The organism is Hymenobacter radiodurans (assembly GCF_004355185.1).
GTDB classification, from domain to species: domain Bacteria; phylum Bacteroidota; class Bacteroidia; order Cytophagales; family Hymenobacteraceae; genus Hymenobacter; species Hymenobacter radiodurans.
In genome coordinates this window covers 4,395,721-4,419,329 of the sequence record NZ_CP037922.1, presented here as the reverse complement: position 1 = coordinate 4,419,329, position 23,609 = coordinate 4,395,721, and the positions used below count along the sequence as shown (strand labels likewise).

Genomic DNA, 23,609 nt, shown 5'->3' with positions numbered 1-23,609 from the left:
TCGCTAATTTCGAGCGGTAAGAGCTGAACCTGAAAATTGACTGGCGAAGTCGATTCGTGTGGTGCCGAGGATGGCGCTACACTGGTGGCAGCGTATACTTTTTTGAGTGACGCAGGAAAAGGGTTACCATACCATTATCCAGAACGTAGGGAACAAGCGCGGGTGGGTGGCACGTGCCTCTTACCTTCATGCCGCAGCCGTCGATCGACTGGCCTGAAAAAGCCCCCCGGGGTTTTCTATATCCGCTATTTGTTTTTATCCTGCCAAATATGCCCAGAAAATCACCTCTCGGAACGCTGGTAGCCTTGGGCGGCGGCGATGACGACGCCATGCTGGCTATGCTCACTGATATGCTGCCAGCGCCTACTGCTCCGGTCGAGATTGTCACTACGGCCTCCAGCAACCCTGGCCGAAGTAGCCGCGGCTACCAGGATAGTTTGCACGACTTGGGCTGCCGCTCGGTGCATCACTTGCGCATAGACGAACGCCACGCCGCCGATACGGAGGAAAACCTCAGGCGCCTGGAGCGAGCGGCTATGGTTTTTTTTACGGGCGGTGATCAAGAGCGGATTACGGAATTCTGGCAAAAAACCCGCGCCCTAGCCGTGCTGGCCGACCGTTACCGCCACGATGCGGCCTTTATTGTGGCCGGCACCAGCGCCGGTGCAGCCGTGCTCCCCGATTGCATGATTGTGGAAGGCCACGGGGCCCGCTCGCTCACAAAAGGAGGGCTGCGCACGGCCCCCGGGCTGGGCCTGTTGGGGAAGTGTACTTGGATCAGCATTTTGCCGAGCGAGGGCGCTTTGGGCGGTTGGCGCACGCGGTGGTGCAGCATCCTACGCGTTTGGGCTTAGGACTGGGGCAGGAAACGGGCATTATTGTGCGGGGCGGCCAAGAAGCGGAAATCTTCGGTGATGGGGTAGTGATGGTGGTGGATGGTCAGCATCTGCATGGCAGCAATTTAGGCCGCATTGGCCGGGGCGAGCCGGTGGCAGGCCAGGACCTGCGCGTGCATGTGCTGGTGAGTGGCCAGCGCTTGAATTTGCACAGCCGGCAAGTTGTAGCTAATCAGTAGACATTATTGCTAATTTGCCCCCAATATCCAATGAAGGCAAATTGTTCAAAGTTTAGAGCGTCTTGTAAACTACTCGGCACGCCTACTAATTTGATTAATTTTTCTACTTACATTTAGTGCCATAAACCGCAAATTCTCACTCATTCCCCTTTTTTATGAAGTTACAATCTCTACTCCTAGTGGGTGGTGCGCTACTTACGAGTACTGCGGCCTCGGCGGGTGGCTATCAGGTGACGCTAGCCGGGCAGAAAAACAACGGCATGGGCGGCGTTGGCGTTGGCTTATCGCTCGATCAGGCTGCTATGTTTTACAACCCGGGTGCGCTGGCAATGGTACGCGAGCGGGGCGTACAAGTAGGAGTTAATGCTACGTTTGCCCGCTCGGCTTTTGTGGCCGAAGGAGGAAGTACGCAGCGCGAGCTACGCAACTCAGTAGTTACGCCTTTTAACCTGTACGCGAGCTTTGGCCCAGCAGAAGGCAAGTTTCGGGCGGGTATTGCGGTGTACACGCCTTTTGGCAGCACGCTGAAATATGCTGAGGGTTGGGAGGGCCGCACGGCTCTGACAGAGATTGAGCTTCAGGCGGTTTATGTGCAGCCTACTTTCAGCTACGCCATCACGGATCAGATCAGCGTGGGCGCTGGCCTGACGGTATTGGCTTACGGTGCGGTAAACCTACAGCGCGATGTGCCTTTGCCAGATTCCTTTGGCCATATTGAACTCGACGGCGAGGCAGAACGCAAAATCGGTTTCAACGCGGGTGTCTTCTTTAAGCCATCTGAGAAGTTTAGCCTAGGTATAAACTATCGTTCGAAGATTGATGCCGAGGTGAAAGGCGGCGACGTTACCTTCACCGACATCGACCCTAACTCGGTATTAGCGGCTCGTTTTCCTAATACCAAGTTCGACGCTACACTACCCCTGATTGCTACTACCAGCATCGGTATCGGCATTATGCCTACAGAGAAGCTCACCATCGGCCTCGACGTGAACTATGCCGAGTGGAGCAAGTACAAAACCCTAGAGTTCACGTTTGCTGATCCTATCAACGGTTCCAACACCAGCGTATCGAAGCGTAACTATGAAGATGCGCTCACTTTCCGCTTAGGTGGACAGTACAAAATTACGGATGGCTTGACCGTGCGTGCTGGTGCTGCTTATGATGAGTCGCCGGTACGCGACGGGTACGTGACGCCCGAAACGCCCGACGCGAACCGTGTTAGCGGTACCATTGGTGCTTCGTACGCGGTAGGCAAATTTGGAGTAGATTTCTCAACCCAGTTTGTAAGCATTTCCAAGCGCAGCCAGACGCAAAGCCAGTTGGTGGCCAATGGTACTCAGGACCGCGTAGCAGGTACCTACAAAACCAACATTGTCATTCCAGGTATTGGCCTGAACTACTCCTTCTAACTCTTTGCCTCGCTTGTATCGATATGGCCTCTAAACTGTTTACTAAATCCGCCCCGTTCCTGGCGTTTCTTGGGTTGGCTCTCACGGGCTGCCAGCCTGATCTGGAACAAGACATCAAGCCCAGCAGTGGCACCGCGGACTTCTCTCGCTACATCTCTGTTGGTAACTCTCTAACGGCTGGCTATGCAGACGGCGGCTTGTACTTGGAAGGTCAGCTGAACTCTTATCCCAACCTGTTAGCGCAACAGTTCCGTAGCGTAGGCGGCGGCGAGTTCGTGCAGCCTTTGTTCACAGAAGCTCAGCGCAACGGTACTGGCTACCTGCGTCTGGCTGGCTTTACTGCTACCGGCAGCCCCATCACAGCTACGGTTACCACAGAGCTAGCTCTGCGGGCTGGCGCTACAGCGGCTCGTCCGCTCTACACTAAGTTTACCGAGCCTGTTAATAACCTAGGTGTACCCGGCATTCGCATGTCGGATATTCTGACGGCTGGCTACGGTAGCGTACAGGGCAATCCACTGTTTGAGCGTATTACACCTGATGCTCAGCCTACTCAAACTTATCTGGCCCGTGTAACAGCCTCTAACCCAACTTTCTTCTCGGCTTGGATGGGTAACAATGACGTGTTGGGTTATGCTACATCGGGTGGCGCAAGTACTGCTCCAACCAGCATAATAACAAGTACAGCAACCTTCACGGCTAACAACAACCAGCTTATTGATGCGCTCACGGCAAATGGCGCAAAAGGGATTGTTGCTACTATTCCAGACGTTACTAACATTCCTTTCTTCACGACGGTAGGTCCATCATTTAAAGCTACATTACTGACCCCGCAGCCCGGCTTGCCCAATGGTGTACCTGGCCTAGTAATTCAGACCGGTTCAGCCCCAGGTGGCGCAACCTCTACTAACCGTAGACAAATTCTTACTGCTGATATTCGCGATGCTAGCGGTGTAGGTCGTCAACTCTTTACTCTGACTTCCTCTCCTTTCCTAGGCTTGCTTAACCAGCGTACGGGTCGTGCTTGGCGTTATATATATGGGCAGAGCGGCCAACCAGCCGCCGGTTTTCCGATCTTCCTGACTACTTATGGTATTGATACGCTTCAGACGTTTGGTACTAGCGCTGGAAATCCTATTCCAAGCGCCTTCGTGCTTGACGATGTTGAGCAGACAGCAGTACGCACGGCTACTACCGCCTTCAACAATGCCATGATAGCCAAAGCAACGGCAAAAAACCTGGCTGTATTCGATGTGAATGGCTTTTTCGCTCGTGTAGCCAGCGGTGGTATCGTGACGAACGGCGTGAACAATACGGCGCAGTTTATCACGGGCAACTTGTTCTCTTTGGATGGTGTGCACTTAACTCCTCGCGGTTACTCCATCGTGGCTAATGAGATGATTCGCATCATCAACCAGCAGTATGGAGCATCTGTACCGACGCTGAATGCTAATGATTATCCTGGTGTGAAGTTCCCTTAATTCGCCTCACTAAAAAGTGAAAAGGCCTTCTCCTGCACAGGAGAAGGCCTTTTTTGTGTGAATCAACTGACCGGTGTTATGATAATTGTACGGGCTGAAGCACGGGAGGCAAAGTAGGAGCTGCCTGACCGGCAAGGTGCGCTGCAATAACGGCCGCATGATAGCGGCCGTTCTCAATAAACCACCGACTGGTATTTAGCCCCCCGCACACGGTACCAGCCAAGTATACACCTGTGCGGTTGGTTTCGAAAGTCTCGGGATCGTGCCAGGGAGTGCACACGGCATCTGGCTGCGTGTCGATGCCTAAGGCAGCAAGCAAGCTGTAGTCGGGACGGTAGCCAGTGAGGGCGTAGATGAAGCTGGCAGGTAGGGTTTGGGGGGCATTTTCTGTCACTACATCTATCTCGCCGGGTCGGATGGCCGAAATAGTGGTGTTGAAAAGGGCTTTGATTCGACCCTCGGCAATACGATTCACCAAATCTGGTCTAATCCAGTACTTCACCGATTCGGCCAACGCTGGTCCGCGCACTACTAAGGTCACATCAGCGCCCGCGCGGGCTAATTGCAGCGCCGCTTTGGCCGAAGAATTTTTGGCCCCCACCACAATCACCGGCTGACCAACATGGGCATAGGGCTCTTTGTAGTAGTGACTTACGTGGGGCAGTTCTTCGCCTGGCACGTTTAGCTTGTTTGGCACGTCAAAGAAACCCGTCGCTACAATCACTGATTGAGCCTGAATAAGTCCCAGGTTCGTGCGCAGCTCGTAGGCACCGGCTTCGCCTTCCAGCCCTAGCACGCGTTCATATAGGCGGAGATTGAGCTTTTCGGCGAAGGCTACGCGACGGTAATAATCCAGCGCGTCTTCACGTAAGGGCTTATAGCCGCTAGTTGGGAAAGGGTAGCCACCAATTTCGAGCAGCTCGGGCGTGGAGAAAAACTCCATATTCGTAGGATATCCCACGATAGAATTAACCAGCGCGCCTTTGTCGACAACACAAACCGACAGACCACGGCGCTGCACCTCAATAGCGCAGGCCAAACCCACCGGTCCTGCGCCGATTACTACTACATCAAAAGAAGGATTCGTCGTCATATATAGGTATACCAACTCAGCCTATCGAGAGTTCATGGCTCACCAATTTGCGGCTATGTTCGGTCGTTCTGCTTTTGTTTCAAGGCTTGCAAAGCTCCTGTCGACCACAGGGCCCAACCCATCAGCACAGGCTGAAAAAACAGCCGACCAAGTCGCTTGGCATCGGTATCGAGGCCAAAAGCCGAGATATGATGCGTGTATTGATGAATATTGCCGGGAAATACCAGCGCATAGAAGGCTGCCAACCCCAAACCCATCCGCACCCGGTTCTGCCCTTTCAGCGCTAGGAGCGCCAACCCCAGCCCAATTTCCACCACTCCTGATGCCAGCACGGTGGTATCCTTATCCAGAGGCACAAAATCGGGTACCTGGGCCTGAAATTCCTGCCGCGCAAAAGTGAGGTGTCCCGTGCCGGCTACAATCATAAAGGTACCTAGCGCGCCGCGGGCTACATTCTGCAATGTGGAGGTATGGACCTGGTGTGGCATAAGCGCTAAGGATAAATATGGAAGTGTAGCCACACTATACGGAGGTAGGTGCTTGAAGGGCTTAGGCTCCGTCAATTACCGTTATTAAGTCGCTCTATTTCGACGACATTATCATCATGAATCATTCAGTAACATTCCTTCTGGCCTAATGCGCCTGTAGCCAGTTGCTGCCCGTGCCTACTTCCACTTCCATTGGTACGCTTAGGGGCAACGCGTTGATCATTAGTTCTTTGATGCGCGGCGTGATATACTCAATTTCCTCCTTTGGCGCGTCGAACACCAGTTCGTCGTGGACTTGCAGAATCATCTTAGTGCCTAGCTTTTCCTTTTCCAGCCAATCGTGGATGCGGATCATGGCAATTTTGATGATATCGGCGGCGGTGCCTTGGATGGGCGCGTTGATGGCGTTGCGCTCGGTGAAGCCCCTTAGCGTAGCGTTGCGTGAATTAATGTCGCGTAGATAGCGGCGGCGACCGAGCAGCGTTTCGGCGTATTCTAGCTCTCGAGCTTTGTTAATGCTTTCATCCATGAAGCGTTTTACGGCCCCGAATTCCTCAAAATAGGCCTCGATAATATCCTGCGCTTCCTTGCGCGAAATGCTCAGGCGCTGGGCCAAACCAAACGCTGAAATACCGTAGATGATACCGAAGTTCACGGTCTTGGCTTTACGGCGCATCTCGGCATCCACGGCTGAAAGCGGCACATCAAACACTTTGCTGGCCGTACTGCTGTGAATGTCGATGCCTTGGCGGAAAGCCTCAATCATCGTTGCGTCCTTGCTGAAGTCGGCCATGATGCGCAGCTCGATTTGCGAGTAGTCGGCTGCAACCAGTAAATGGTCGGCGTCGCGAGGCACGAAGGCTTTGCGGATTTCACGGCCTTTCTCCGTGCGAATCGGGATGTTCTGGAGGTTAGGATTGGTGCTGCTCAGGCGCCCGGTGGCCGTTACGGCTTGATTGAAGGACGTGTGCACACGGCCATCTAGCTCACATACAAGCTGCGGCAACGCTTCCACGTACGTAGAGCGCAGCTTAGTCAGCTGGCGGTATTCCAAAATCAGCGCGGCCACAGGGTTGTCAATAGCCAGCACGCTCAGAATCTCCTCGCCGGTGGCGTACTGGCCGGTTTTGGTTTTCTTGATTTTACCGCCACCGAGCTGCATTTTATCAAACAAAACCTCCCCAAGCTGTTTGGGCGAGCCGATATTGAACTCTTGCCCGGCCGCCTGAAAAATCTGCTTTTCCAGATCCGTAATGTAGCCTTGCAGTTCAGCAGAATATTCACCCATGGCCGAGCTGTCGATGCGTACGCCTTCATATTCTACATCGGCCAACACCGGCACCAGCGGGTTTTCTACTTCGTTCAGTAGCTTCAATAGGCCGATTTTAGCTAGTTTGGGCTCGAATACGTGCTTGAGCTGCAAGGTCACATCGGCGTCTTCGCAGGCGTAGTCGCTTACCTGGCTGGGGGGCAAATCGGCCATGGTTTTCTGGTTTTTGCCCTTGGGTCCGATAAGTTCTATGATAGAAACCGGCGTGTAATGCAGGTAGGTTTCGGCCAAAATGTCCATGTTGTGGCGCATATCGGGCTCCAGCAGGTAGTGAGCCAGCATGGTGTCAAACAAGGGCCCACGCACCCGCACGTTGTAGTGCTTCAGAATAGTGAGATCGTACTTGATGTTCTGGCCAATCTTGCCAATAGTTTCACTCTCAAGAAAAGGCCGAAACTCATCTACAATAGCCTGAACGGCAGTCATATCGTCGTGCGGAACCGGCACATAGTACGCCTCGCCGGGCAAGTAGCAGAACGACAAACCCACCAGCCGCGAAGTCATCGTATCCAACCCAGTCGTTTCGGTATCGAAGCTGACCTCTTTCTGCTGCATCAGGAAGCCCAGCAAAGACTTACGTAGCGCCGGCGTATCAATCAGGTGATACTGATGCGGCACGTCGGCAAGGGTGCGTTTGGTGGCGGGGGGCAAAAATTCATCTTCCTCCTCATCCTCCGCGGTAGCTGTAGAAACTGGCGCACCAAACAGCGCAATTTGCCCCCCAGCCGCCGCGCGCCGCGCCCGTGGCGAAGGCGTAGATGTGGTTGGCGCGCCCCCGCTCAGCACCCGCGCCGCCAGCTGCCGAAACTCCAGATCATCGAATAAGGCGCGTAGCTGTTCCTCATTGGGCGGACCCATTTTCAGGGCGTCGGGCTCAAACGGAATGGGCACGTTCACATGAATAGTGGCTAGCTCCTTGCTCATCAGGCCCTGCTCGGCGAAGTTGCGCACGTTTTCCTGCTGCTTGCCTTTCAGCTCATCTACGTGAGCAATCAGTTGCTCCACGGAGCCGTACTTTTGGATCAGCGTTTTGGCGGTTTTTTCGCCAATACCTGGAATGCCCGGAATGTTATCGGACGCATCACCTTGTAAGCCCAGAATGTCGGTTACCTGCTCTACGCGCTCAATCTCGAAGCGCTGCAGGACATGGGCAAGATCCAGCACTTCAGCGGCATTACCCATAAAGGCGGGCCGGTAGATCTTGATTTTTTCGGTAACGAGCTGACAGTAGTCTTTGTCGGGCGTCATCATAAACACCTCAAAGCCTTGCGCTTCGGCGCGCTGGGCCAGGGTGCCAATCACGTCGTCGGCCTCGAAGCCGTCCACCATCAGAATCGGGATGTTGAAGGCATCAATTACCCGCTTGATATAGGGGATGGCCGTGCCGATATCTTCGGGCATTGCCTGGCGCTGAGCCTTGTACTCGGCGAAACTGTCGTGGCGGAACGTTTTCTTCTGAGCATCGAAGGCTACGCCGAGGTGGGTGGGTTTTTCCTTCTGTAGCACCTCCACGAGCGTGTTGGTAAAGCCGAGTACGGCGCCCGTATTCATTCCCTTGGAATTGATGCGCGGATTCTTGCTAAAAGCGAAGTGGGCGCGGTAAATAAGGGCGAAAGCGTCGAGGAGAAAGAGTTTTTTGGGAGTTTCGGGGGCGGTAGATTCGGTCATGGGGGCGAAGATACAAGCGGTAGGTGGGCGAGCGTATGAAGTAAACGCGCCAGAGCCTGCCGTGTTCGGTCAATAATACTACGAGTATGCTAAAGCCCGAGTACTTTGGAGCATGAAATACACTTACCTTTTTCCCCTGCTGCTGGTTTTATATTCCTTGAGCGCCACAGCCCAAACAACGGCTGCCATTCCTACGCTCCCAGCCGCAGACCACGCTAAAGAAGTAGCCGCTTTCCAGCAGGAACTCAACGCTGAATACCGCAACCCGGCCGAGTCGCCCTTGCCCGCGAAGGAGCTAAAGAAATTCAAGGGACTGCCGTTTTTCCCACTCAATCGCGCTGCTCGCGTTGAGGCCCGTTTTATCCGCGATTCGCTGGCTGCTCCTTTTGAGATGGAAACCAGCACCGCCCGCCGGCCGATGTACCGCAAATATGGCGACGCTTATTTCACGCTTGATGGGCAGGAATTGAAGCTCACTATTTACCAAAGCCTTGATCTACTACAGAAAGAAGGCTACCAAGATTATCTGTTTGTTCCCTTCACCGACCGCACCAACGGCCATAGCAGCTACGGTGGCGGCCGTTACCTCGACTTGCGCCTCGGCCAAATTCAAAACGGAAAAGTGGTGCTGGATTTCAATCGGGCCTACAACCCGTTCTGCGCGTATGGGGGGCAATATTCCTGCCCCGTGCCGCCGGTCGAAAACCGCTTGCCAGTGGCTATCAAAGCGGGCGTAATGAGTGATCATTAAGAAGTAGCGGTGGCAGCCCCAACGTCTGCTTACTGCTACCCGTACAGTCAGGAATGCGCTACATCTCCCTCGACCTCGAAACCACCGGCGGCAAGCCCCAACGCCATCAGATTCTGGAACTAGCGGCTGTAGTGGAAGACACCAAGCGCCCAAGGCCACTGACCGATTTGCCGGTTTTTCGACGGGCGGTGCGGCATCCGGAGTACGTAGGCACAGCCGGCGCGCTGGCCTTGAATGCGCGCTTGCTGGAAGAATTGTCGCGCAAGGAGCCTAACCCTGAAATTTGCCCCCAGAAGAGCTACTGCCTCAATTGCGAGACTTTTTACTGGCTGAAGGCTTCAATGCTGACAAGCACAACTGCGTGACGGTGACTATGGCTGGGAAGAATATCGCTTCTTTCGACCTGGGCTTTCTGCGCGAGTTGCCCGGCTACGGCACTTTGGTGCGGGCTGAGCCCGCTATGCTGGACCCTGCCGCGTTCTATCTAAACTGGAAGAAGGATTCGCGTCTGCCCACAATGAGCATCTGCAAGGCTCGCGCAAAGTTTGACGACAACACCGTGGCGCACGAAGCCGTAGCCGATGCGCTGGATGTCATCCAGCTGTTGCGGCCGTTTTATGAGTTGCCAGTATATCAGCAAGTTGGGGCGCGTAGCGCCGAAGAAGCGCAGTAATTACCAGTCGCCGCTGGCCCGCCGCCGCCGGAGCTACCGCCCCGAAGCCGCCAAAGCCACCGCCTCCACCCCCGAAGCCGCCGCCTCCGCCGCCAAATACGCCGCGTCCGCCACTGAAGTCGCCGAAAATAACGGGCGGAATACCCATGCCCCGAAGCCCCGACTACGGCGGCCGCCGGAGCCGCCACCGCGGTTGCGCATCAGCAGAAACAGCACCAGCACCCCGATTACCAGCCAGAAAGTCCAACCGGAGCCGCTGTCGTCGCTGCTGCGCTCTCGTCGGTTTGTGGCTGGGTCGGCTTTGTATTCGCCCTTGGCCAGCGCAATAAGCTGATCCGTAGCCCGGTCGAGGCCATCATAGTAGCGCTGTTGCTGAAAGGCCGGCACCACGGTATTGGAAATAATACGCTTCGCCAACGCATCCGGCACAGCGCCTTCCAGGCCGTAGCCCGTTTGAATGCGGGCTTTGCGCTCTTTTTCGGCTACCAGAATCAGGATGCCGTTGTTGGTGCCTTTTTGCCCAATGCCCCACGCTTCGTACAGCTGCTGAGCGTAGTCGGCCAGCTCATAATCACCTAGCGTTGGGATGGTTACGACAGCAATTTGAGAAGACGTAGAGTCGTCGTAAGCAACCAGCTTATTTTCCAGCGCTGCTACCTCATCGGGGCGCAGCATACCGGCCAGGTCGTTCACCAGTCGGGGCGGACTGGGTCTGGGGGGCAAATCTTGGGCGAAGGCTGGGGGGCAAATTCCGGCAACGGCCAGCCACAGCAACAGACAAGGAACTAAGATTCGCCAGAAGGCAGAAGGGGAGGGGTGCCTCATGCGCGCGGGGGCGTCGGTTTGCCAAATGAGATTGAGTCGTCGAGCTCGTTGCTGTCGGTGCCCGCATCGTAAGGGAAAAAGTGCTGCAACTGCTCGCCTACCATGCGCACGCCTTTTTCTAGGCCGGTCACATAGTCATTAGCCCGAAAGTGCTTGAGCACCGTTTCTTTGGTGGTTTCCCAGAAGTCGTCGGGCACGGCGGCGTTGATGCCGGCGTCGCCAATAACAGCGAAGCGGCGTGCTTCCCACGCCAGATAAAAAAGAACCCCGTTGCGCTGCGCCGTACGGTGCATGTTCAACTCGGCAAATACCTGCGCGGCCCGGTCCAGGGGTTCGGGGGTGGGGCAGGTATCTTCCAAGTGTACCCGAATTTCGCCTGAGGTCTTGATTTCGGCCTGTCGAATGGCAGAAACCAGCTTGGCTTCCTGCTCCGGGGTCAAAGGGTTCTTCATGTGTTTCTGATCATGGGTTTGTCGCGGCTGGCTTTCGATTTCACGCTTTTACGCCAAATCAGAAGCCAGCCGCTAAAACTTAAAACTGTACTGTGGGCGCTTTCTGAGAAGCCGCATCGGCCTCAAAATAGCCTTTGGCTGAGAAGCCGAATACACCCGCAAATAAGTTATTGGGGAACTGTCGGATGAAGCCGTTGTAGTCGTTGGTAACGGTATTGAACTTGTTACGCTCCACGTTGATCCGGTTTTCGGTGCCCTCAATCTGGGCCTGTAATTCCTGGAAGTTGGCGTTGGCCTTTAGCTCCGGATAATTTTCTGACACGGCCAGCAAACGACCCAGACCGGCGCTTAGCTGGCTTTGGGCTTCCTGAAATTTCTGAATGTTTTCGGGGGTAAGCTGATCAGCGTTAAGCTGCACGCTGGTAGCCTTAGCGCGGGCTTCGATAACGCCGGTAAGCGTGCTTTGCTCGAAGTTGGCGGCACCTTTTACGGTGTTTACCAGGTTTGGAATCAGGTCGGCGCGGCGCTGATAGGCGTTCTGTACGTTACCCCACTGGGCTTTAACCGCCTCATCGCGGCTGACCATGCCGTTGTAGCCGCACGACGATTGCGTGAGCAATACCATCAAACCAAACAGGTAGAGAAGAAGACGTTTCATAGGAGTAAGGGAGAGAGGAAGGGAAAGATGGTTGTAGTTACGCATCAAATATTAAATATGCGCAGTGCAAAGTACGGAAACTCGACTTAGCGGTTGTCTTTGGAGTTACTGCCGCACGAATTACTATTTTGCGGTCTTACGCCACGTTTGTCGTTTATGAAAGCTGTTATTCCTGTTGCTGGTATTGGTTCGCGCTTACGGCCTCACACCCACACCCAGCCCAAGTCGCTGGTGCCGGTGGCGGGCAACACCATTCTGGGCCACATTATTGACCGGCTAGTGGCCGCCGGCATTGAAGATTTTGTCTTCGTGATTGGCTACTTGGGCGAGAAAATCGAGAGCTACGTTCGGCGGCAGTATCCGAATGTCCGCTCTGAGTTTGTGGTACAAGAACCCCGTGAGGGCATTGGTCATGCCTTGTGGGTGGCCCGGGAGTATTTCCGCCACGAAACCGACGGCATGCTGATTCTGCTCGGCGACACAATTGTAGACGTGGATCTAAGTCAGTTGCTGGACACGCCGGGCACCGTGCTGGCCGTGAAGGAAGTGAAAACGCCGTCCATGTTTGGGTTGGTAGAAACGGATGCCACTGGGCAGGTGACCAAAGTAGTCGAGAAGCCGCGCATCCCGAAGTCGAACCATGCGCTGGTCGGGCTCTACAAGATTGCCAATCCCGAACGCCTGGCTACGGCGTTGGAACGCATCATTGCCGATGAGCAGCGTACGCATAATGAGTATCAGCTAACCGATGCGCTTATGCTACTCATTAATGAGGGGGAGGAAATGACCACTACGCCGGTTGATAATTGGTTTGACTGCGGCCGGAAGGAAAGCTTACTTGAAGCCAACGCTCGCCTGCTGAACCGCCCCGAATTTCTGGTGACCCGCGAGTACCCAGAGTTTCCCGACACCATCATCATCCCGCCCGTCAGCATCGGCCGCGACTGCCAGATTCGCCACTCCATCATCGGGCCCAACGTCGCCATCGGCGACCGCACTATTGTGCGCAATGCCATTCTAAGCGACTCTATTATTGGGTCTTACAGTGAGCTTCGCTCTGCCGTCATGCAAGACTGTATTGTGGGTAGTGATGCTTCCTTCAGTGGTCTGAACCACAGCCTGAATATCGGTGACAACACCGAAATTAATTACAGCTAACGGTCTGGGGGCTTTTTTGCCCTCATTAAAGTTTGTGCTTCAACCAGCAGACGCAGATGAAGCATGACGTTCGCTTTGGGTGAATCCCTACTTTAGCATCAGCACGCAAAATGCTGCGCTTTGCCTTGCCTGACAGTCTAAGTGGAAAACTTTCGATAATATCGACAAGGCTATGCGCCACGAAGTGGCACAAAATTTTCCGACTTTCTCAGCGTTCCTCCACAACCCACCGGCCCGGCCAGCAGTACGCAGGTTGCGGCACAGGCCGTTTGCCTCTATTTTGCTCCTATGAATTTGCCCCCCAGATTCCGTTTCCAACCTGCGCTAGCCGCTGTGCTGTTAGTATTGGCAGGTTGTTACTCCCGCGATGACGTCAAAACTGATGGCGGCGCGGTATCCGAAACGCAGGTTGAGAATGACAAGACGAAAACGCCCCCCGACAATGCCAAAGTTGCCCCAGATGCATCTGCACCGGTTGTAGAGGAAACTAATGCTTCCGCTGCGCCGCTCACCCAGGTAAATGTTTTTCTGGAGGTGTCGGGCTCGATGGAAGGCTTCATGCCCAAGCCCGGCGCCGATGCTAGCAATACTCGCTTTCAGCAACACGTTGCGCAGTTTCTGTCGGAGCTGAATAACAGCCCAGCGGTAAGCCGCAAGGTGTATTATCGCATTAAAGAGAAGCCCTACCGCGACTCGTATCAGCAACTCTCTGGTACTGTGCGCAGTGGCATCAAGGAACCCGCCAGCAGTACCGACATTCCAACGGTGCTCGACACGTTGGTCAGTAATTATTACGATCCGAACACGGTCAGCATCCTGATTTCAGATTTTATTTACTCACCCAAGAACACCGGCGCCATTCCCTACATCAAGACCGATATCACGGACGCTATCAGCCGCACCCAACGTCCCGATTTGGCTGTGTCGGTGTACGGCTTCACCTCCGACTTTCAGGGCACGTTTTACCCGGCCATCATGACTGGTGCCCGCAAAGTACTTAACTGCTGCGACACCGATATTCCGTATTATTTCTGGGTAATTGGCCCCAAGATGCCGTGCGGCGCTTCGATGCAGCATTACTGGCCAAACAGCCGGCGCAGCAGGTACATTACGGCATCAAGTACCCACGTCCGGCTTCCTCCTTGCTGAATCGGTACCAGAATAAAGGTGATTGGTACTACGGCGAGAAAACCGCGAGCAAGCGTGAGGCTGGTGCCACGTACCACACGGTAGCCGTACAGGAGGCCTCCGCACAAAACCCGGTAGAGTTTGTACTAGGGCTAAATCTGGGCAATATGCCTGCCTTGTATCAGGATGTGGCTTATTTGAAGCAGAATTTGAAGCTTGTTGGCCAAGACACCGACGCGAAGATCGTCAACGTAGCCGCCGCGACTGACCAGACCCGTACCAGCAGCGGTCCTGAGAATCAATACACGCATTTTGTGAAAGTCCGCCTGACCAAAATGGCCCGTGCCGCGCGTCCTTTGCAGGTTGTGCTCAATGATGCCCGCCCGGCTTGGGTAAGCCAGTGGACCACTCAAAACGACAGCAACATCAACCAAGCCGGCCCGAAAACCTTTGCTTTCGCTAGCCTTCTCGATGGTGTCTCCACCGCTGTTGTAGCTGGTCAGCAGGCACCCATTTTCCAGATTCCACTTACGCTTGAGCCTGCCAAATAGCGTCAGGATGTAATAGAGCAAAGCTTGTTTTGCATTGCTCACACAATTCTGTTGAATCTTTAGCGTTCAGCGAATCTCCACTCAAAGTTATTTGTACATTTCCGCTATGAAGTCATTTTTTCGCTTTCTCTACGAAATCATCGGGTCCCCCAGCCGCCATCCGAAACGCCAGTTTACCGCGAGGTAATTTTTCCTAATGTCGGGTTGCTGACGCTAGGGGTTTCGCTGGCCTTAGTATTGATTTTCTATTACTTGATCAACCGTGCAATGGGCGTCGCCACCTTTAATAAGGTGCGCCACTGGACTATTTTCCTAATTGCCAATGCTATTATCGCTTTCATCATCGCCATCGTGCAATGCAATAGCCAGCAGGTGGCCGAGCATTCTTACATCTACTGGCTGGCTACCATAAACGCGGTGTACGGACTACTTTGGTTCTTCCTTTTCTCCGTTATTCTGCGCAAAGGCTCAACCAACGCCAGCACCACACCTTTTTAATAAGATAAAGACGCGATAACCCGCGTCTTTATCGTTTCTATCGTTAAGCTATAGCCAAGCATTGGCCTGATGGCTTAGCGCTAAGTTGCCAACACATGCGTTTTCACACGCATCCGTGAAATCTGATCAATCTGCAAACTCTGCGATTCAATGGCTAAACTCTTTTTATTCGGTATTGGCGGTACAGGCTCCCGCGTTATTCGCTCCCTCACCATGCTGCTGGCCGCCGGCGTACAGCTACCCAATTGCGACCGGGTAGTACCAATCATCATTGATCCCGACGCTCACAACGGCGACATGAACCGGACGGTGGATATGCTGAAAAGCTATCAACAGATTTATAACCGCTTAGGCCAGCGGGAGGATGGCTTCTTCCACACCAACATCAGCACGCTCAGCAGCATTTCGGCTGATACGAATGGCGGTGTAAAAGACACGTTCGTGTTTGACTTTGGTGGCATCAACCAAAGCTTCCGCCAGTATCTGAGCTACGATCAACTCTCCATTGATTCCAAGGGATTGGTGGAGCTACTGTTCACGCAGGACAACCTAGAAAGCCCCTGACCATCGGTTTCCGCGGCTCGCCAAACGTGGGCAGCGTCGTGCTGAACAAGGTTGTGGATTCGCCAGAGATTCGGTTTTTCGCCGACAACTTCCAAGCCGGTGACCGGGTGTTTTTCATTTCCAGCATCTTCGGCGGTACGGGTGCAGCGGGCTTCCCGCTGCTACTCAAAAACCTCAAGGACCAAAATACGCGCCTGAGCAACGCACGTTACCTGCGTGACGCCCTCACCGGCGCCGTGACGGTGATGCCCTACTTTGCATTGCAATCGGAGGATAACTCCATCATTGACTCCAACAGCTTCCTGACCAAAACCAAGGCTGCGCTTAGCTACTATGAGCACAATCTACAAGGTCTTGATGCTCTCTATTATCTGGCTGATACGCCCGATACGCCTTACGAGAACCAGCCCGGCGGCACGGCCCAGCGCAACAAAGCTCACCTCATCGAGCTACTGGCCGCCCTCAGTATCGTGGACTTCATGCAGTACCCTGATGCGGAATTGCGCAACGGTGGTCCGCACTTCCATGAGTACGGATTGGGTGTAGACACGCAGGAGCTCAACTTTAGCCACCTACCCGATGAGTCGCGGGAGATGATTGCAAAGCAGCTCACGCAGTTCCTGTACTTCACGCGCTACCACAAGCAGCACCTGCCCACCGATAAAGCCCCCTACCACGACAATTTGAACCTGGACTATGCCATGCGCAATGAGCCCATCTTCAAGGAGCTGAATAACTTCCTCCACAGCCCCGAGTTCGGCGTGGATGAGTGGCTGAAAGAGTTGGCCCAAAACCGCCGCGCCTTCCGTCCCTTTGACCTGACCACCGACGACTTCAACGCCATGATTGCCGGTAAGCCAGTGGAGAAAAAGTGGAATGACTTCTTCAACAAAGGTCTCAGTCAGAACTACTTCCTCAATAGCCTCAACGACGCCGCCAAGTCCATACAAGAGCCCGACAACTTCAAGAAGCTGCTGGCCCTGTTTGACCGCGTAACGGACAAGGCATTTGAAGAAAAGGTAAAAGTGGTATAAGAATAAAGCTTCCCTTCTCAGCCAGAGAAAGGGAATTGCATTACTATTCAATAAGACATAAAGGAATGCCCAAAGTCCTTCGCTTACATAATAACGGCTCCCAGCAGGTGCAAGGCTGGCAGAAAACCGCCCCCATTACCAGCACCGAAATTGATACCGTAACCGACCCCACCGGCGGGCGGGCCAAGAACGTGGCCGTGTCCATCCCGACGCCGTTTGCGCGGATGCACTTGTTTGAAACGGCCTTCGATTTCCTGGCTCGTGAAGGGCAGCGCAATCCTGGTTCGGTGTACCACGAGCTGGTGTCGCATTATTGGGACCTGTTCGAAGTGCTGTATAACTTCAATCTCTATACTCAAGCTGGCCGCAAAATCACGTTGCGCCGCTGGAATGCGGAGACGGAGTTGCGCAAGATGCAGTCGGATGAAGGCACACGCCTGCTAGGCGAAACCTTGCGCTTGTTCCTGCAGGATGACCGATTCCGTGACTTCACGGATATGTATCTGGTGTTCTATGAGTCGCCGGACCTGCCAGGTGGGCCGCGCTTGTTGGGGGGCACTTCGCCGCTTACCCTGCTCTTCACAGCCCCTACGGTAGCACCGCTGGACTTGGAGCGTGCGCAGGCTAGGGGGCATTATTTTGATAATCAGATCGTGCTGCTCGAAGACCGCTCGCCGGCTTTCCGAGAGTTCGTGTACGAGATGTTTCTGGCTTATCCGCAGCTCCAGCGCCGCGAGTTTGCAGGCAGTGTATTTGCTAGCCTCGACCGCAGCCGCATCAATCAGATGCAGATGCAGGGTGAGCATACAGCCCAGCGTTTTGCTGCCAAGTACCCAGCCATCACTGACTTCCAGGGCAACTTGGTGAGCGTGAAGTACGTGCCGCTTCCCGGCCGCGCCGACCAATCGGCGGTGATGAGCAGTGACTTGTTTATTCAGCCTACCCGCGAGAGCAATACCGGCCGCCTGCGCCCCTTGGTGTTGCGCCCCAACCTGACTATGCAGGGGGCAAATTACCTCAACGGCCAGCCTTGGGACGACCGCACGCCCGTGCCCTACGCTGATGAGCTGACGCTGGAGAATCGGGTGCTGCCCGGCAAAGGCTTCAAGTACCCTTACCTTACAGTAGGCGACTTTCTGGAAGATGCGTTGGTTGAGCTGCCTTATGAGCTTAACACGCAGCGCTTCCACACCGGCAAAGTGACCTTCCAGTACGGCGCTGATACCCAGGGCCGGGCGCGGTTTCCATACTTGCTACCGCTGAAGCAGTCTTTCTTCGAGTACTTCACCGAGCACGATTTGGCCGAGCTGGTCACCTTTACCATTGACCTGAACCATGTGCGGGTAAATGTGCGGGTGCCGGTACAAGGGGGGCGTTTTATCACGTTTGAGCGCAGCTACTACCAAAATCCACAGAACCCCAAGGACGCACAGGGACGCGAGATTCCGGAAAAGGGTCGCATCGTACGGGCTAACATTGGCTTGGGCGTGTTCCCATTCTACAAGATGCGCGCGCAGCCCGAGTACAACGACTTTTACAAGGTCATGCTCGTGGATGCTGACAACAGCCCTACCATGCTGCAGCGCCGCTACGACCTCACCTTCTTCGTGGGTGGCGAACGATTAACGGACCAAGGCGCGGCCCGCCGGGCTACCAAGTTTGAGCGTACTCAAAAAAGTGTAGCAACGGCTGGCAGTACATATTATGAAATCACCGGCACACACTTCGACCTGGCCGAACTTACTTGTCCGCCAGCTACGCTTGGTGCGGAGCCGGCCCGTGGTCTTATTGTGCCACGCTGGAAGGAGCTGGACCGTGGCACGCGCCGCTTTACCTTCGCCGTCGATTTCGGTACCAGCAATACGCACGTAGCGTATGCCGACGGTCCTTCGGCTCACCCGCGGCCGTTCACTATTGGCGAGGGTGACTTGCAAGTAGAGTTGCTAAACGCGCCGTTGCCCGATACTGGCTACTCGGCCTTTCAGCGCTATATGCGCGGCCCCGGTCAGCTGTTTGACATTCCTCTAATTCAGAATCGGGAGTTTGTGCCCAGCATCGTGGGTGAGCAGCAGTCGGTGTATGAGTTTCCGATTCGGACGGCAGTCTGCGAAACGAACTCCTATGCTAACGAGCCCAGCAAAGTGCTGAGCAACATTAACATCGGTTTCAGCATCAACACTGAAACCAACCAGCCGCCCCAGAACCGTTTCGTGACCAATCTGAAATGGTCGGCAGAACTGGATCCGCAGGGTGTGAATCGGATCGCGGCCTTCTTTAAGGAGATTCTGCTGCTGATGAAGCACAAGGCGGCTCAGTACGGTGGTATTCTGGAAGATACCCGCGTGGTGTGGTTTGCCCCCCTGAGCTTCGATATGTTCCTGCGCAATCAGTTTCAGCAGGTGTGGGATGAAGCCTTCCAGGAGGTATTCCGCGCCCGTCGACCCACGCAGTGCATTTCGGAATCGGTGGCCCCATACTATTACCTGACGGCTACCAATCAGGTAGTGCCCAACCGCGACGAGAACGTCATCAACATCGACATCGGCGGCGGCACGACTGACTTGCTGATTTTCGCGGAGCAGAAGCCGTCCTTCAGTTCATCCTTCCGCTTTGCCGGCGATGACCTGTGGGGTGACGGTTATGCTCGCGTACAGGGCGCGCCCAAGCAAAATGGCCTTCTCCGCCTCGGCGTGCAGTACGTGGAAAGCTTGCCCGATTCGGAGCAGAACCAGGAGTACAAAGGCTACCTGCGGGCGGCTCTGCAAAACCCTGATTTTGGTTCGGCTGACGTAACGAGCTTGCTCTTTACCTACAACGAGGCGTTACGCTTTACGCAGAGTCTGGGCTTGGGCAAAGGACGGCAGTTGCGAGTGCTTTTCTACCTGCACTACACGGCTATTATCTACCACGTAGCACAGCTAGTACAGCATCTGGGCCTGAAAACGCCGCGTTATCTGTGCTTCTCGGGTAAGGGTAGCTTGTATCTGCGGTTGCTCAGCGGCGGCAGTAGCTTGGCGGCCATAGAGAAAATTACCAAGGCCGTATTCCGCGCCGCTACCGGGCAGGAGCCACCGCAAAACTTCCGCGTAATTCTGGCTGACAATCCTAAAGAAGCAACCACCAATGGTGGCGTGCTCTTCGAGGAAAGCGCCACTAGTGCCGCCGACTTCGACAAGATTCGGACGGTGAAGCTCAATGGTGCTTTAGAAGGCGCGGACATTGACACGGCTCGTCTCAAAATCCCCCAAGTGGATGCCGAATTGAAGCAGTCGGTAATCGACAACACGCGCCGCTTCCTCGAAATCGTGCTCGACAACGACGACGTAGCCCCGTTGATGCGCGAGGTAGGCGTAGACGTGGATCGGCAGAAGGTGAAAGACTTCTTGCTCCGTGAAATTGAGGACAGTTTGAACTTGGGGCTGCATCAGATTGGCCGCAACCTCGGTCAGGGTGAAACACTACCGGAAACGCTGTTTTTCTACCCGATGAAGCAGGCGCTGTATAACTTGAGTCGGGAGTTGATTAACCCGAATTCGTAATGAAATAACGCCGTGCAGGAGCTGATTCTGTACGGCGTTATACCGTTGTATTTCTTCCTATGAAAATATTTTCCCGTTTCGCTCCCTTACTGCTAGGCGTAATACTGTCTGCCTCAAGTGTCCATGCCCAAACCGAACTAGGCAAGCCAACTCTTGACGAGTCAAAAACCCAGATTTGGTGCGCCACGGCCAAGTTCGTGTACGAGGATACGGGTGTGCCTGAACTTAAGAGCACCTTGCGTTGCGACGGTAGCTTGCAGGCATTCGAGAACAGTATCAAAGCCGATAAGCAGAGTGTATACAGCCGTTTGTATAAACCACTGGAGCGGGGGGCAATTTATAACGGTCTGACTACGGATGAGGCGCGGCTTAATAAGCTCACCACCGAAATCATTAACCGACTCAAAAACCCAGCGCGCACCAACGACCCGGTTCGGATGCAGCGCCTCACGGCCTTAGAAACGGGCCTCAAGGGCTTTGTGCAAAACGGTACTCCCCTGGGTGACACCGGCGCTGACCTCGTAGCTGAAGAAGCTGCTGATACGGCTTCCCTGGCCGATACCACGATGGACTCTGATGTAGGCGTGGCGCTACCAACTGGCACGAGCGTAAGTAGTCCGCGCACGTATGCGGCTGAAAGCACCATCAGCAAACTTTTTGCTCCAATTGCGTTGGTGTTTTCAATATTAAGCCTCGTGCTTTTTGCCTTGCAGCGCGGTCATATCAAGGCCCTGAATGCGCGCGCCGAGCGTCATCGGGCTGCGTTGGAAGCGGTAAAGCTGGCCATGCCAAGTGATAGTCCTTCGCTCAAGAAACTGACGCCCGAGCTACAGCGTGAGATTGAGAAGATGGTGGAGCAACGCGTAGGCGCGGCACTAGCTCAAACGAAGCCCGCCGGTCAAAATTTGCCCCCCAGACCAGCCGCACCTGCTCCGCCGGCGCAAAATCATCCTCCAGTGGCCGCAGCGCCAAACCCAGTAACACCATCTCCAGCGCCGGCGCGGCCGGCCGTGCCCGTAGTGGCCGCCCCCGCTCCGCCAGCCCCGCAGCCCGCGGCTCCTACGCCACCGCCACCGGCTCCAGCACCAATCTATAAAGCACCAGCGCCAATAGCCGAAGCGTCGGTTGCTGCCCCGGCTCCTGTGATACCAGCGGGCCCGCCCGCTGCTGCCCCGCGCGATGACTTCGATAGTTTGGTGCCGCCTGTACAACTGCCCACTCCAGATAATTGGTCAGTGGCGCCTCCGATGAATAAGCCGGAAAATCAACCAGCCCAGACGAGTCGCTATTATGTAAAAGTGCCTGTGAATGGTGGATTTAGTGAATACGACTTGCAGGAACAACCCCAGCACGACAGTATTTACGAAATCAAAGTAGACGCCCAGCGGCCTGAGCGCGCCACGTTTCGAATTACTTCTAACACGGCGGTACACGCCTATGCTATCCAAAGCGCGCAGTACTCCCTGCGTGAAGCCTGCCGCTACCAGCAGCCCAGCACGCCCGTTTCGCGCATCGTGACGGATGAAGAAGGGACACTGTTTAAAAGCAATGGTGCTTGGCAGATTGAGCAAAAAGCCGCTATTCATTTCGAGTAGGAACGTACCCCAACGCTTTGCGCGTTGTTTCTTTGTAGTCGTATTCGTGAGTACATTCCACCGCCGCGTAAGTCAAACGCGGCGGTGTGTGTTTCTACAAACTCTTGCTTGATGCTTGAAATCGTTCTTGAAATAATTGTTGTGCTCGTGGTGGTGGGCTTGCAGATCCGCACGTTTCTGCAAACCCGCGCGCAGGCCCAACGATTAGCGCAGATTTATCCGGCCAAAAATACGCTCCGGGTGGAGCGTCGATTGGTAACGCCGTCCGGCGAGGATTTGCCCCCCTACGCCGCCAATGCGCCCGCCGATGCGTACCTCATCGACCTGATTCGGGCGGACGCCGTGCCCGCCGACTTTCAGGAAATCCTGACCGATACCAACGATTATCTGCGCCATAACAAAGGCGCCGCTGCTGACTTCGGTATCCTAAAAGATATCTCGGAGCGGCAGTCGCAGGTGCTGGAAAATGCGGTGCAGGCGAATGTGGCCACGCCCTTGTATCTGGGCCTGCTAGGGACCTTTTTGGGCGTAATTCTGGGCTTAGTAGGTATTGCGCGAAATGGAGTATCAGATGAAGATGCGCTCACGCCTTTCCTGACCGGCGTACTCATCGCCATGACCGGCAGCTTTGTGGGATTGCTGCTGACGTTGCTGGGCAATGGTTTGGTGCGGAAGGCGCATCAGCAGCTCGACCAAGGTCAGAATAGGTATTACACTTTTTTGCAAGCACGCTTGCTGCCCGTGCTGCACAACGACATGGCGAACAGCTTGTCGACTCTAAAAGGGGTTTTGGATGCTTTTAATCAAGATTTTATAAGCAAAGTCACGATCTTCGAGCCCATCATCGGGACGCTGACGGAGAACGTGAAAGTGCAGCGCGACTTTCTGGTGAAGCTCAATGAAATTGGGTTTGATAAGATGGCGAATGCCAACTTAGCCGTGTTCGACAAAGTGCGGGAGTCGGCGGAGCTGTTCGGCTCGTTCGTCGGTTATCAGCAGCGGCTCAATCAAATGCTAGAAGAGGGTACCGCCACTGCTAACGCTGTGCGGAGCATTCTGGACCGTTTGACGGGCTTTGAGCGCGGCATCAACAACGTCGGGCAGTACATCGGCCAGCACGATAACCTGATTCAGCACCAGCTCGACTTTTTCCAGCGCCACGAGAAGGAAATGACCAACGTAGCGGCCCGCACGGAGCAGTATTTCGACCTAGCCACCGGCCGCCTCACCGACCTGATGCAGCAGCGCTTAAGCTTCCACGAGCGCGACGCCCAACAGGCCTACGAAAAGTGGGGGCAGTACTTCCAGCGCCTCAACGAGGAGAACGTTTTCGACCGAATTACGCATTACTTGGAGCCCTTCAAAAACCTGGACGCCGAGCAGAAAAACCTATCCCGCGATGTGACCGCTACCCAGCGCGAGCTGATGCGCAAAATCGAGATGGACTCGCAGATCCAAGCCAAAATTCTGATGGAGCTGTCCACACTAAATGAGGTATTGGTAAAAGCTACAGCCAAAAACCGCATGCAGCGGGCGATGGACAGCTTGTTTGGCGGCGTGAAGCCACAGTAAGCTAAGCGTAGCCTTATTCGTCTTGTGGGGGGCTTTTTACAACGATTTATAACGACTCTGACGCGAG

Annotated in this window: 22 protein-coding genes; 16 read left to right on the top strand and 6 right to left on the bottom strand. The window is 54.7% G+C overall.

Going from position 1 to position 23,609, the window contains the following annotated elements; genetic code table 11:
* Window positions 1-269: 269 nt before the first annotated feature.
* The 4 genes from EPD59_RS20040 to EPD59_RS20025 all read left to right on the top strand — a co-directional run bounded on the left by EPD59_RS20040 (window position 270) and on the right by EPD59_RS20025 (window position 3,965).
* Entirely contained in the window at window positions 270-854 is a 585-nt protein-coding gene (locus EPD59_RS20040; RefSeq protein ID WP_165963677.1) for a cyanophycinase, read from the top strand.
* Window positions 845-1,075, top strand: coding sequence for a hypothetical protein (locus EPD59_RS20035; protein ID WP_165963676.1), 231 nt, complete (start codon window positions 845-847; stop codon window positions 1,073-1,075). The genes EPD59_RS20040 and EPD59_RS20035 overlap by 10 nt, the downstream gene beginning before the upstream one ends.
* Window positions 1,076-1,230: 155 nt before the next feature.
* Window positions 1,231-2,484 (top strand): OmpP1/FadL family transporter, encoded by a 1,254-nt coding sequence (locus tag EPD59_RS20030; protein WP_133274326.1) that lies wholly within the window; start codon window positions 1,231-1,233, stop codon window positions 2,482-2,484.
* 23 nt (window positions 2,485-2,507) lie between these two features.
* Window positions 2,508-3,965, top strand: a complete 1,458-nt coding sequence (locus tag EPD59_RS20025; protein WP_133274325.1) for an SGNH/GDSL hydrolase family protein — start codon at window positions 2,508-2,510, stop codon at window positions 3,963-3,965.
* Window positions 3,966-4,041: 76 nt separating this feature from the next.
* Here the strand turns inward: EPD59_RS20025 and EPD59_RS20020 are convergent, their stop codons facing one another.
* From EPD59_RS20020 to polA, 3 genes are all read right to left on the bottom strand, one after another.
* Entirely contained in the window at window positions 4,042-5,058 is a 1,017-nt protein-coding gene (locus EPD59_RS20020) for a YpdA family putative bacillithiol disulfide reductase (RefSeq protein ID WP_133274324.1), read from the bottom strand.
* 53 nt (window positions 5,059-5,111) lie between these two features.
* The gene (locus tag EPD59_RS20015) at window positions 5,112-5,546 is read right to left on the bottom strand and encodes a DoxX family protein (protein WP_133274323.1); all 435 of its coding nucleotides are present in this window, start codon (window positions 5,544-5,546) and stop codon (window positions 5,112-5,114) included.
* A gap of 145 nt (window positions 5,547-5,691) precedes the next feature.
* Entirely contained in the window at window positions 5,692-8,544 is a 2,853-nt protein-coding gene (polA, locus tag EPD59_RS20010) for a DNA polymerase I (protein ID WP_133274322.1), read from the bottom strand.
* 112 nt (window positions 8,545-8,656) lie between these two features.
* Between polA and EPD59_RS20005 the strand changes: the two genes are divergently transcribed.
* Genes EPD59_RS20005 through EPD59_RS19995 form a run of 3 tightly spaced genes read left to right on the top strand, consistent with a single transcriptional unit; the run spans window position 8,657 to window position 9,968 of the window.
* On the top strand, window positions 8,657-9,295 hold the full coding sequence (locus EPD59_RS20005) for a DUF1684 domain-containing protein (RefSeq protein WP_133274321.1): 639 nt from the start codon (window positions 8,657-8,659) through the stop codon (window positions 9,293-9,295).
* A gap of 53 nt (window positions 9,296-9,348) precedes the next feature.
* On the top strand, window positions 9,349-9,660 hold the full coding sequence (locus EPD59_RS20000) for a hypothetical protein (protein WP_133274320.1): 312 nt from the start codon (window positions 9,349-9,351) through the stop codon (window positions 9,658-9,660).
* 8 nt (window positions 9,661-9,668) lie between these two features.
* Window positions 9,669-9,968: a 3'-5' exonuclease family protein gene (locus tag EPD59_RS19995; RefSeq protein ID WP_133274319.1), complete on the top strand. Its 300-nt coding sequence runs from the start codon at window positions 9,669-9,671 to the stop codon at window positions 9,966-9,968.
* A gap of 33 nt (window positions 9,969-10,001) precedes the next feature.
* Here EPD59_RS19995 and EPD59_RS19990 read toward each other — a convergent pair whose 3' ends face one another.
* The 3 genes from EPD59_RS19990 to EPD59_RS19980 all read right to left on the bottom strand — a co-directional run bounded on the left by EPD59_RS19990 (window position 10,002) and on the right by EPD59_RS19980 (window position 11,903).
* Window positions 10,002-10,793 (bottom strand): TPM domain-containing protein, encoded by a 792-nt coding sequence (locus tag EPD59_RS19990; protein ID WP_240731523.1) that lies wholly within the window; start codon window positions 10,791-10,793, stop codon window positions 10,002-10,004.
* Window positions 10,790-11,245 carry a TPM domain-containing protein gene (locus EPD59_RS19985; RefSeq protein WP_133274318.1) on the bottom strand — a complete coding sequence of 152 codons (456 nt, stop codon included), beginning with the start codon at window positions 11,243-11,245 and terminating at the stop codon, window positions 10,790-10,792. The genes EPD59_RS19990 and EPD59_RS19985 overlap by 4 nt, the downstream gene beginning before the upstream one ends.
* A gap of 79 nt (window positions 11,246-11,324) precedes the next feature.
* Window positions 11,325-11,903 carry a LemA family protein gene (locus tag EPD59_RS19980; protein WP_133274317.1) on the bottom strand — a complete coding sequence of 193 codons (579 nt, stop codon included), beginning with the start codon at window positions 11,901-11,903 and terminating at the stop codon, window positions 11,325-11,327.
* A 156-nt stretch (window positions 11,904-12,059) separates the two neighbouring features.
* On the opposite strand from EPD59_RS19980, the gene EPD59_RS19975 reads away from it, so the two are divergent.
* The 9 genes from EPD59_RS19975 (at window position 12,060) to EPD59_RS19940 (ending at window position 23,542) form a co-directional block, all read left to right on the top strand.
* The gene (locus EPD59_RS19975) at window positions 12,060-13,061 is read left to right on the top strand and encodes a sugar phosphate nucleotidyltransferase (protein ID WP_133274316.1); all 1,002 of its coding nucleotides are present in this window, start codon (window positions 12,060-12,062) and stop codon (window positions 13,059-13,061) included.
* 288 nt (window positions 13,062-13,349) lie between these two features.
* Window positions 13,350-14,210, top strand: coding sequence for a hypothetical protein (locus EPD59_RS19970; RefSeq protein ID WP_133274315.1), 861 nt, complete (start codon window positions 13,350-13,352; stop codon window positions 14,208-14,210).
* Complete coding sequence (locus tag EPD59_RS19965) at window positions 14,204-14,740, top strand: hypothetical protein (protein WP_165963674.1); 537 nt, start codon at window positions 14,204-14,206, stop codon at window positions 14,738-14,740. Before EPD59_RS19970 ends, EPD59_RS19965 begins: the two co-directional genes overlap by 7 nt.
* A 252-nt stretch (window positions 14,741-14,992) precedes the next feature.
* Window positions 14,993-15,238 (top strand): hypothetical protein, encoded by a 246-nt coding sequence (locus EPD59_RS19960; RefSeq protein ID WP_133274313.1) that lies wholly within the window; start codon window positions 14,993-14,995, stop codon window positions 15,236-15,238.
* Window positions 15,239-15,388: 150 nt separating this feature from the next.
* On the top strand, window positions 15,389-15,802 hold the full coding sequence (locus EPD59_RS22930) for a hypothetical protein (protein ID WP_240731522.1): 414 nt from the start codon (window positions 15,389-15,391) through the stop codon (window positions 15,800-15,802).
* A gap of 38 nt (window positions 15,803-15,840) precedes the next feature.
* Window positions 15,841-16,836, top strand: a complete 996-nt coding sequence (locus EPD59_RS19955; RefSeq protein ID WP_240731521.1) for a hypothetical protein — start codon at window positions 15,841-15,843, stop codon at window positions 16,834-16,836.
* 65 nt (window positions 16,837-16,901) lie between these two features.
* Window positions 16,902-20,375, top strand: a complete 3,474-nt coding sequence (locus tag EPD59_RS19950) for a hypothetical protein (protein WP_133274312.1) — start codon at window positions 16,902-16,904, stop codon at window positions 20,373-20,375.
* 59 nt (window positions 20,376-20,434) lie between these two features.
* The gene (locus EPD59_RS19945; RefSeq protein WP_133274311.1) at window positions 20,435-21,970 is read left to right on the top strand and encodes a hypothetical protein; all 1,536 of its coding nucleotides are present in this window, start codon (window positions 20,435-20,437) and stop codon (window positions 21,968-21,970) included.
* Window positions 21,971-22,081: 111 nt separating this feature from the next.
* Entirely contained in the window at window positions 22,082-23,542 is a 1,461-nt protein-coding gene (locus EPD59_RS19940) for a hypothetical protein (RefSeq protein WP_133274310.1), read from the top strand.
* Window positions 23,543-23,609: the final 67 nt, after the last annotated feature.

What these genes read in the sequence shown, in the direction of transcription:
- EPD59_RS20040 (WP_165963677.1), top strand. Translation starts at nt 270, where the DNA reads ATGCCCAGAAAATCACCTCTCGGAACGCTGGTAGCCTTGGGCGGCGGC.
- EPD59_RS20030 (WP_133274326.1), top strand. Translation starts at nt 1,231, where the DNA reads ATGAAGTTACAATCTCTACTCCTAGTGGGTGGTGCGCTACTTACGAGT.
- EPD59_RS20025 (WP_133274325.1), top strand. Translation starts at nt 2,508, where the DNA reads ATGGCCTCTAAACTGTTTACTAAATCCGCCCCGTTCCTGGCGTTTCTT.
- EPD59_RS20020 (WP_133274324.1), bottom strand. Translation starts at nt 5,058, where the DNA reads ATGACGACGAATCCTTCTTTTGATGTAGTAGTAATCGGCGCAGGACCG.
- EPD59_RS20015 (WP_133274323.1), bottom strand. Translation starts at nt 5,546, where the DNA reads ATGCCACACCAGGTCCATACCTCCACATTGCAGAATGTAGCCCGCGGC.
- polA (WP_133274322.1), bottom strand. Translation starts at nt 8,544, where the DNA reads ATGACCGAATCTACCGCCCCCGAAACTCCCAAAAAACTCTTTCTCCTC.
- EPD59_RS20005 (WP_133274321.1), top strand. Translation starts at nt 8,657, where the DNA reads ATGAAATACACTTACCTTTTTCCCCTGCTGCTGGTTTTATATTCCTTG.
- EPD59_RS20000 (WP_133274320.1), top strand. Translation starts at nt 9,349, where the DNA reads ATGCGCTACATCTCCCTCGACCTCGAAACCACCGGCGGCAAGCCCCAA.
- EPD59_RS19995 (WP_133274319.1), top strand. Translation starts at nt 9,669, where the DNA reads ATGGCTGGGAAGAATATCGCTTCTTTCGACCTGGGCTTTCTGCGCGAG.
- EPD59_RS19990 (WP_240731523.1), bottom strand. Translation starts at nt 10,793, where the DNA reads ATGAGGCACCCCTCCCCTTCTGCCTTCTGGCGAATCTTAGTTCCTTGT.
- EPD59_RS19985 (WP_133274318.1), bottom strand. Translation starts at nt 11,245, where the DNA reads ATGAAGAACCCTTTGACCCCGGAGCAGGAAGCCAAGCTGGTTTCTGCC.
- EPD59_RS19980 (WP_133274317.1), bottom strand. Translation starts at nt 11,903, where the DNA reads ATGAAACGTCTTCTTCTCTACCTGTTTGGTTTGATGGTATTGCTCACG.
- EPD59_RS19975 (WP_133274316.1), top strand. Translation starts at nt 12,060, where the DNA reads ATGAAAGCTGTTATTCCTGTTGCTGGTATTGGTTCGCGCTTACGGCCT.
- EPD59_RS19970 (WP_133274315.1), top strand. Translation starts at nt 13,350, where the DNA reads ATGAATTTGCCCCCCAGATTCCGTTTCCAACCTGCGCTAGCCGCTGTG.
- EPD59_RS22930 (WP_240731522.1), top strand. Translation starts at nt 15,389, where the DNA reads ATGGCTAAACTCTTTTTATTCGGTATTGGCGGTACAGGCTCCCGCGTT.
- EPD59_RS19950 (WP_133274312.1), top strand. Translation starts at nt 16,902, where the DNA reads ATGCCCAAAGTCCTTCGCTTACATAATAACGGCTCCCAGCAGGTGCAA.
- EPD59_RS19945 (WP_133274311.1), top strand. Translation starts at nt 20,435, where the DNA reads ATGAAAATATTTTCCCGTTTCGCTCCCTTACTGCTAGGCGTAATACTG.
- EPD59_RS19940 (WP_133274310.1), top strand. Translation starts at nt 22,082, where the DNA reads ATGCTTGAAATCGTTCTTGAAATAATTGTTGTGCTCGTGGTGGTGGGC.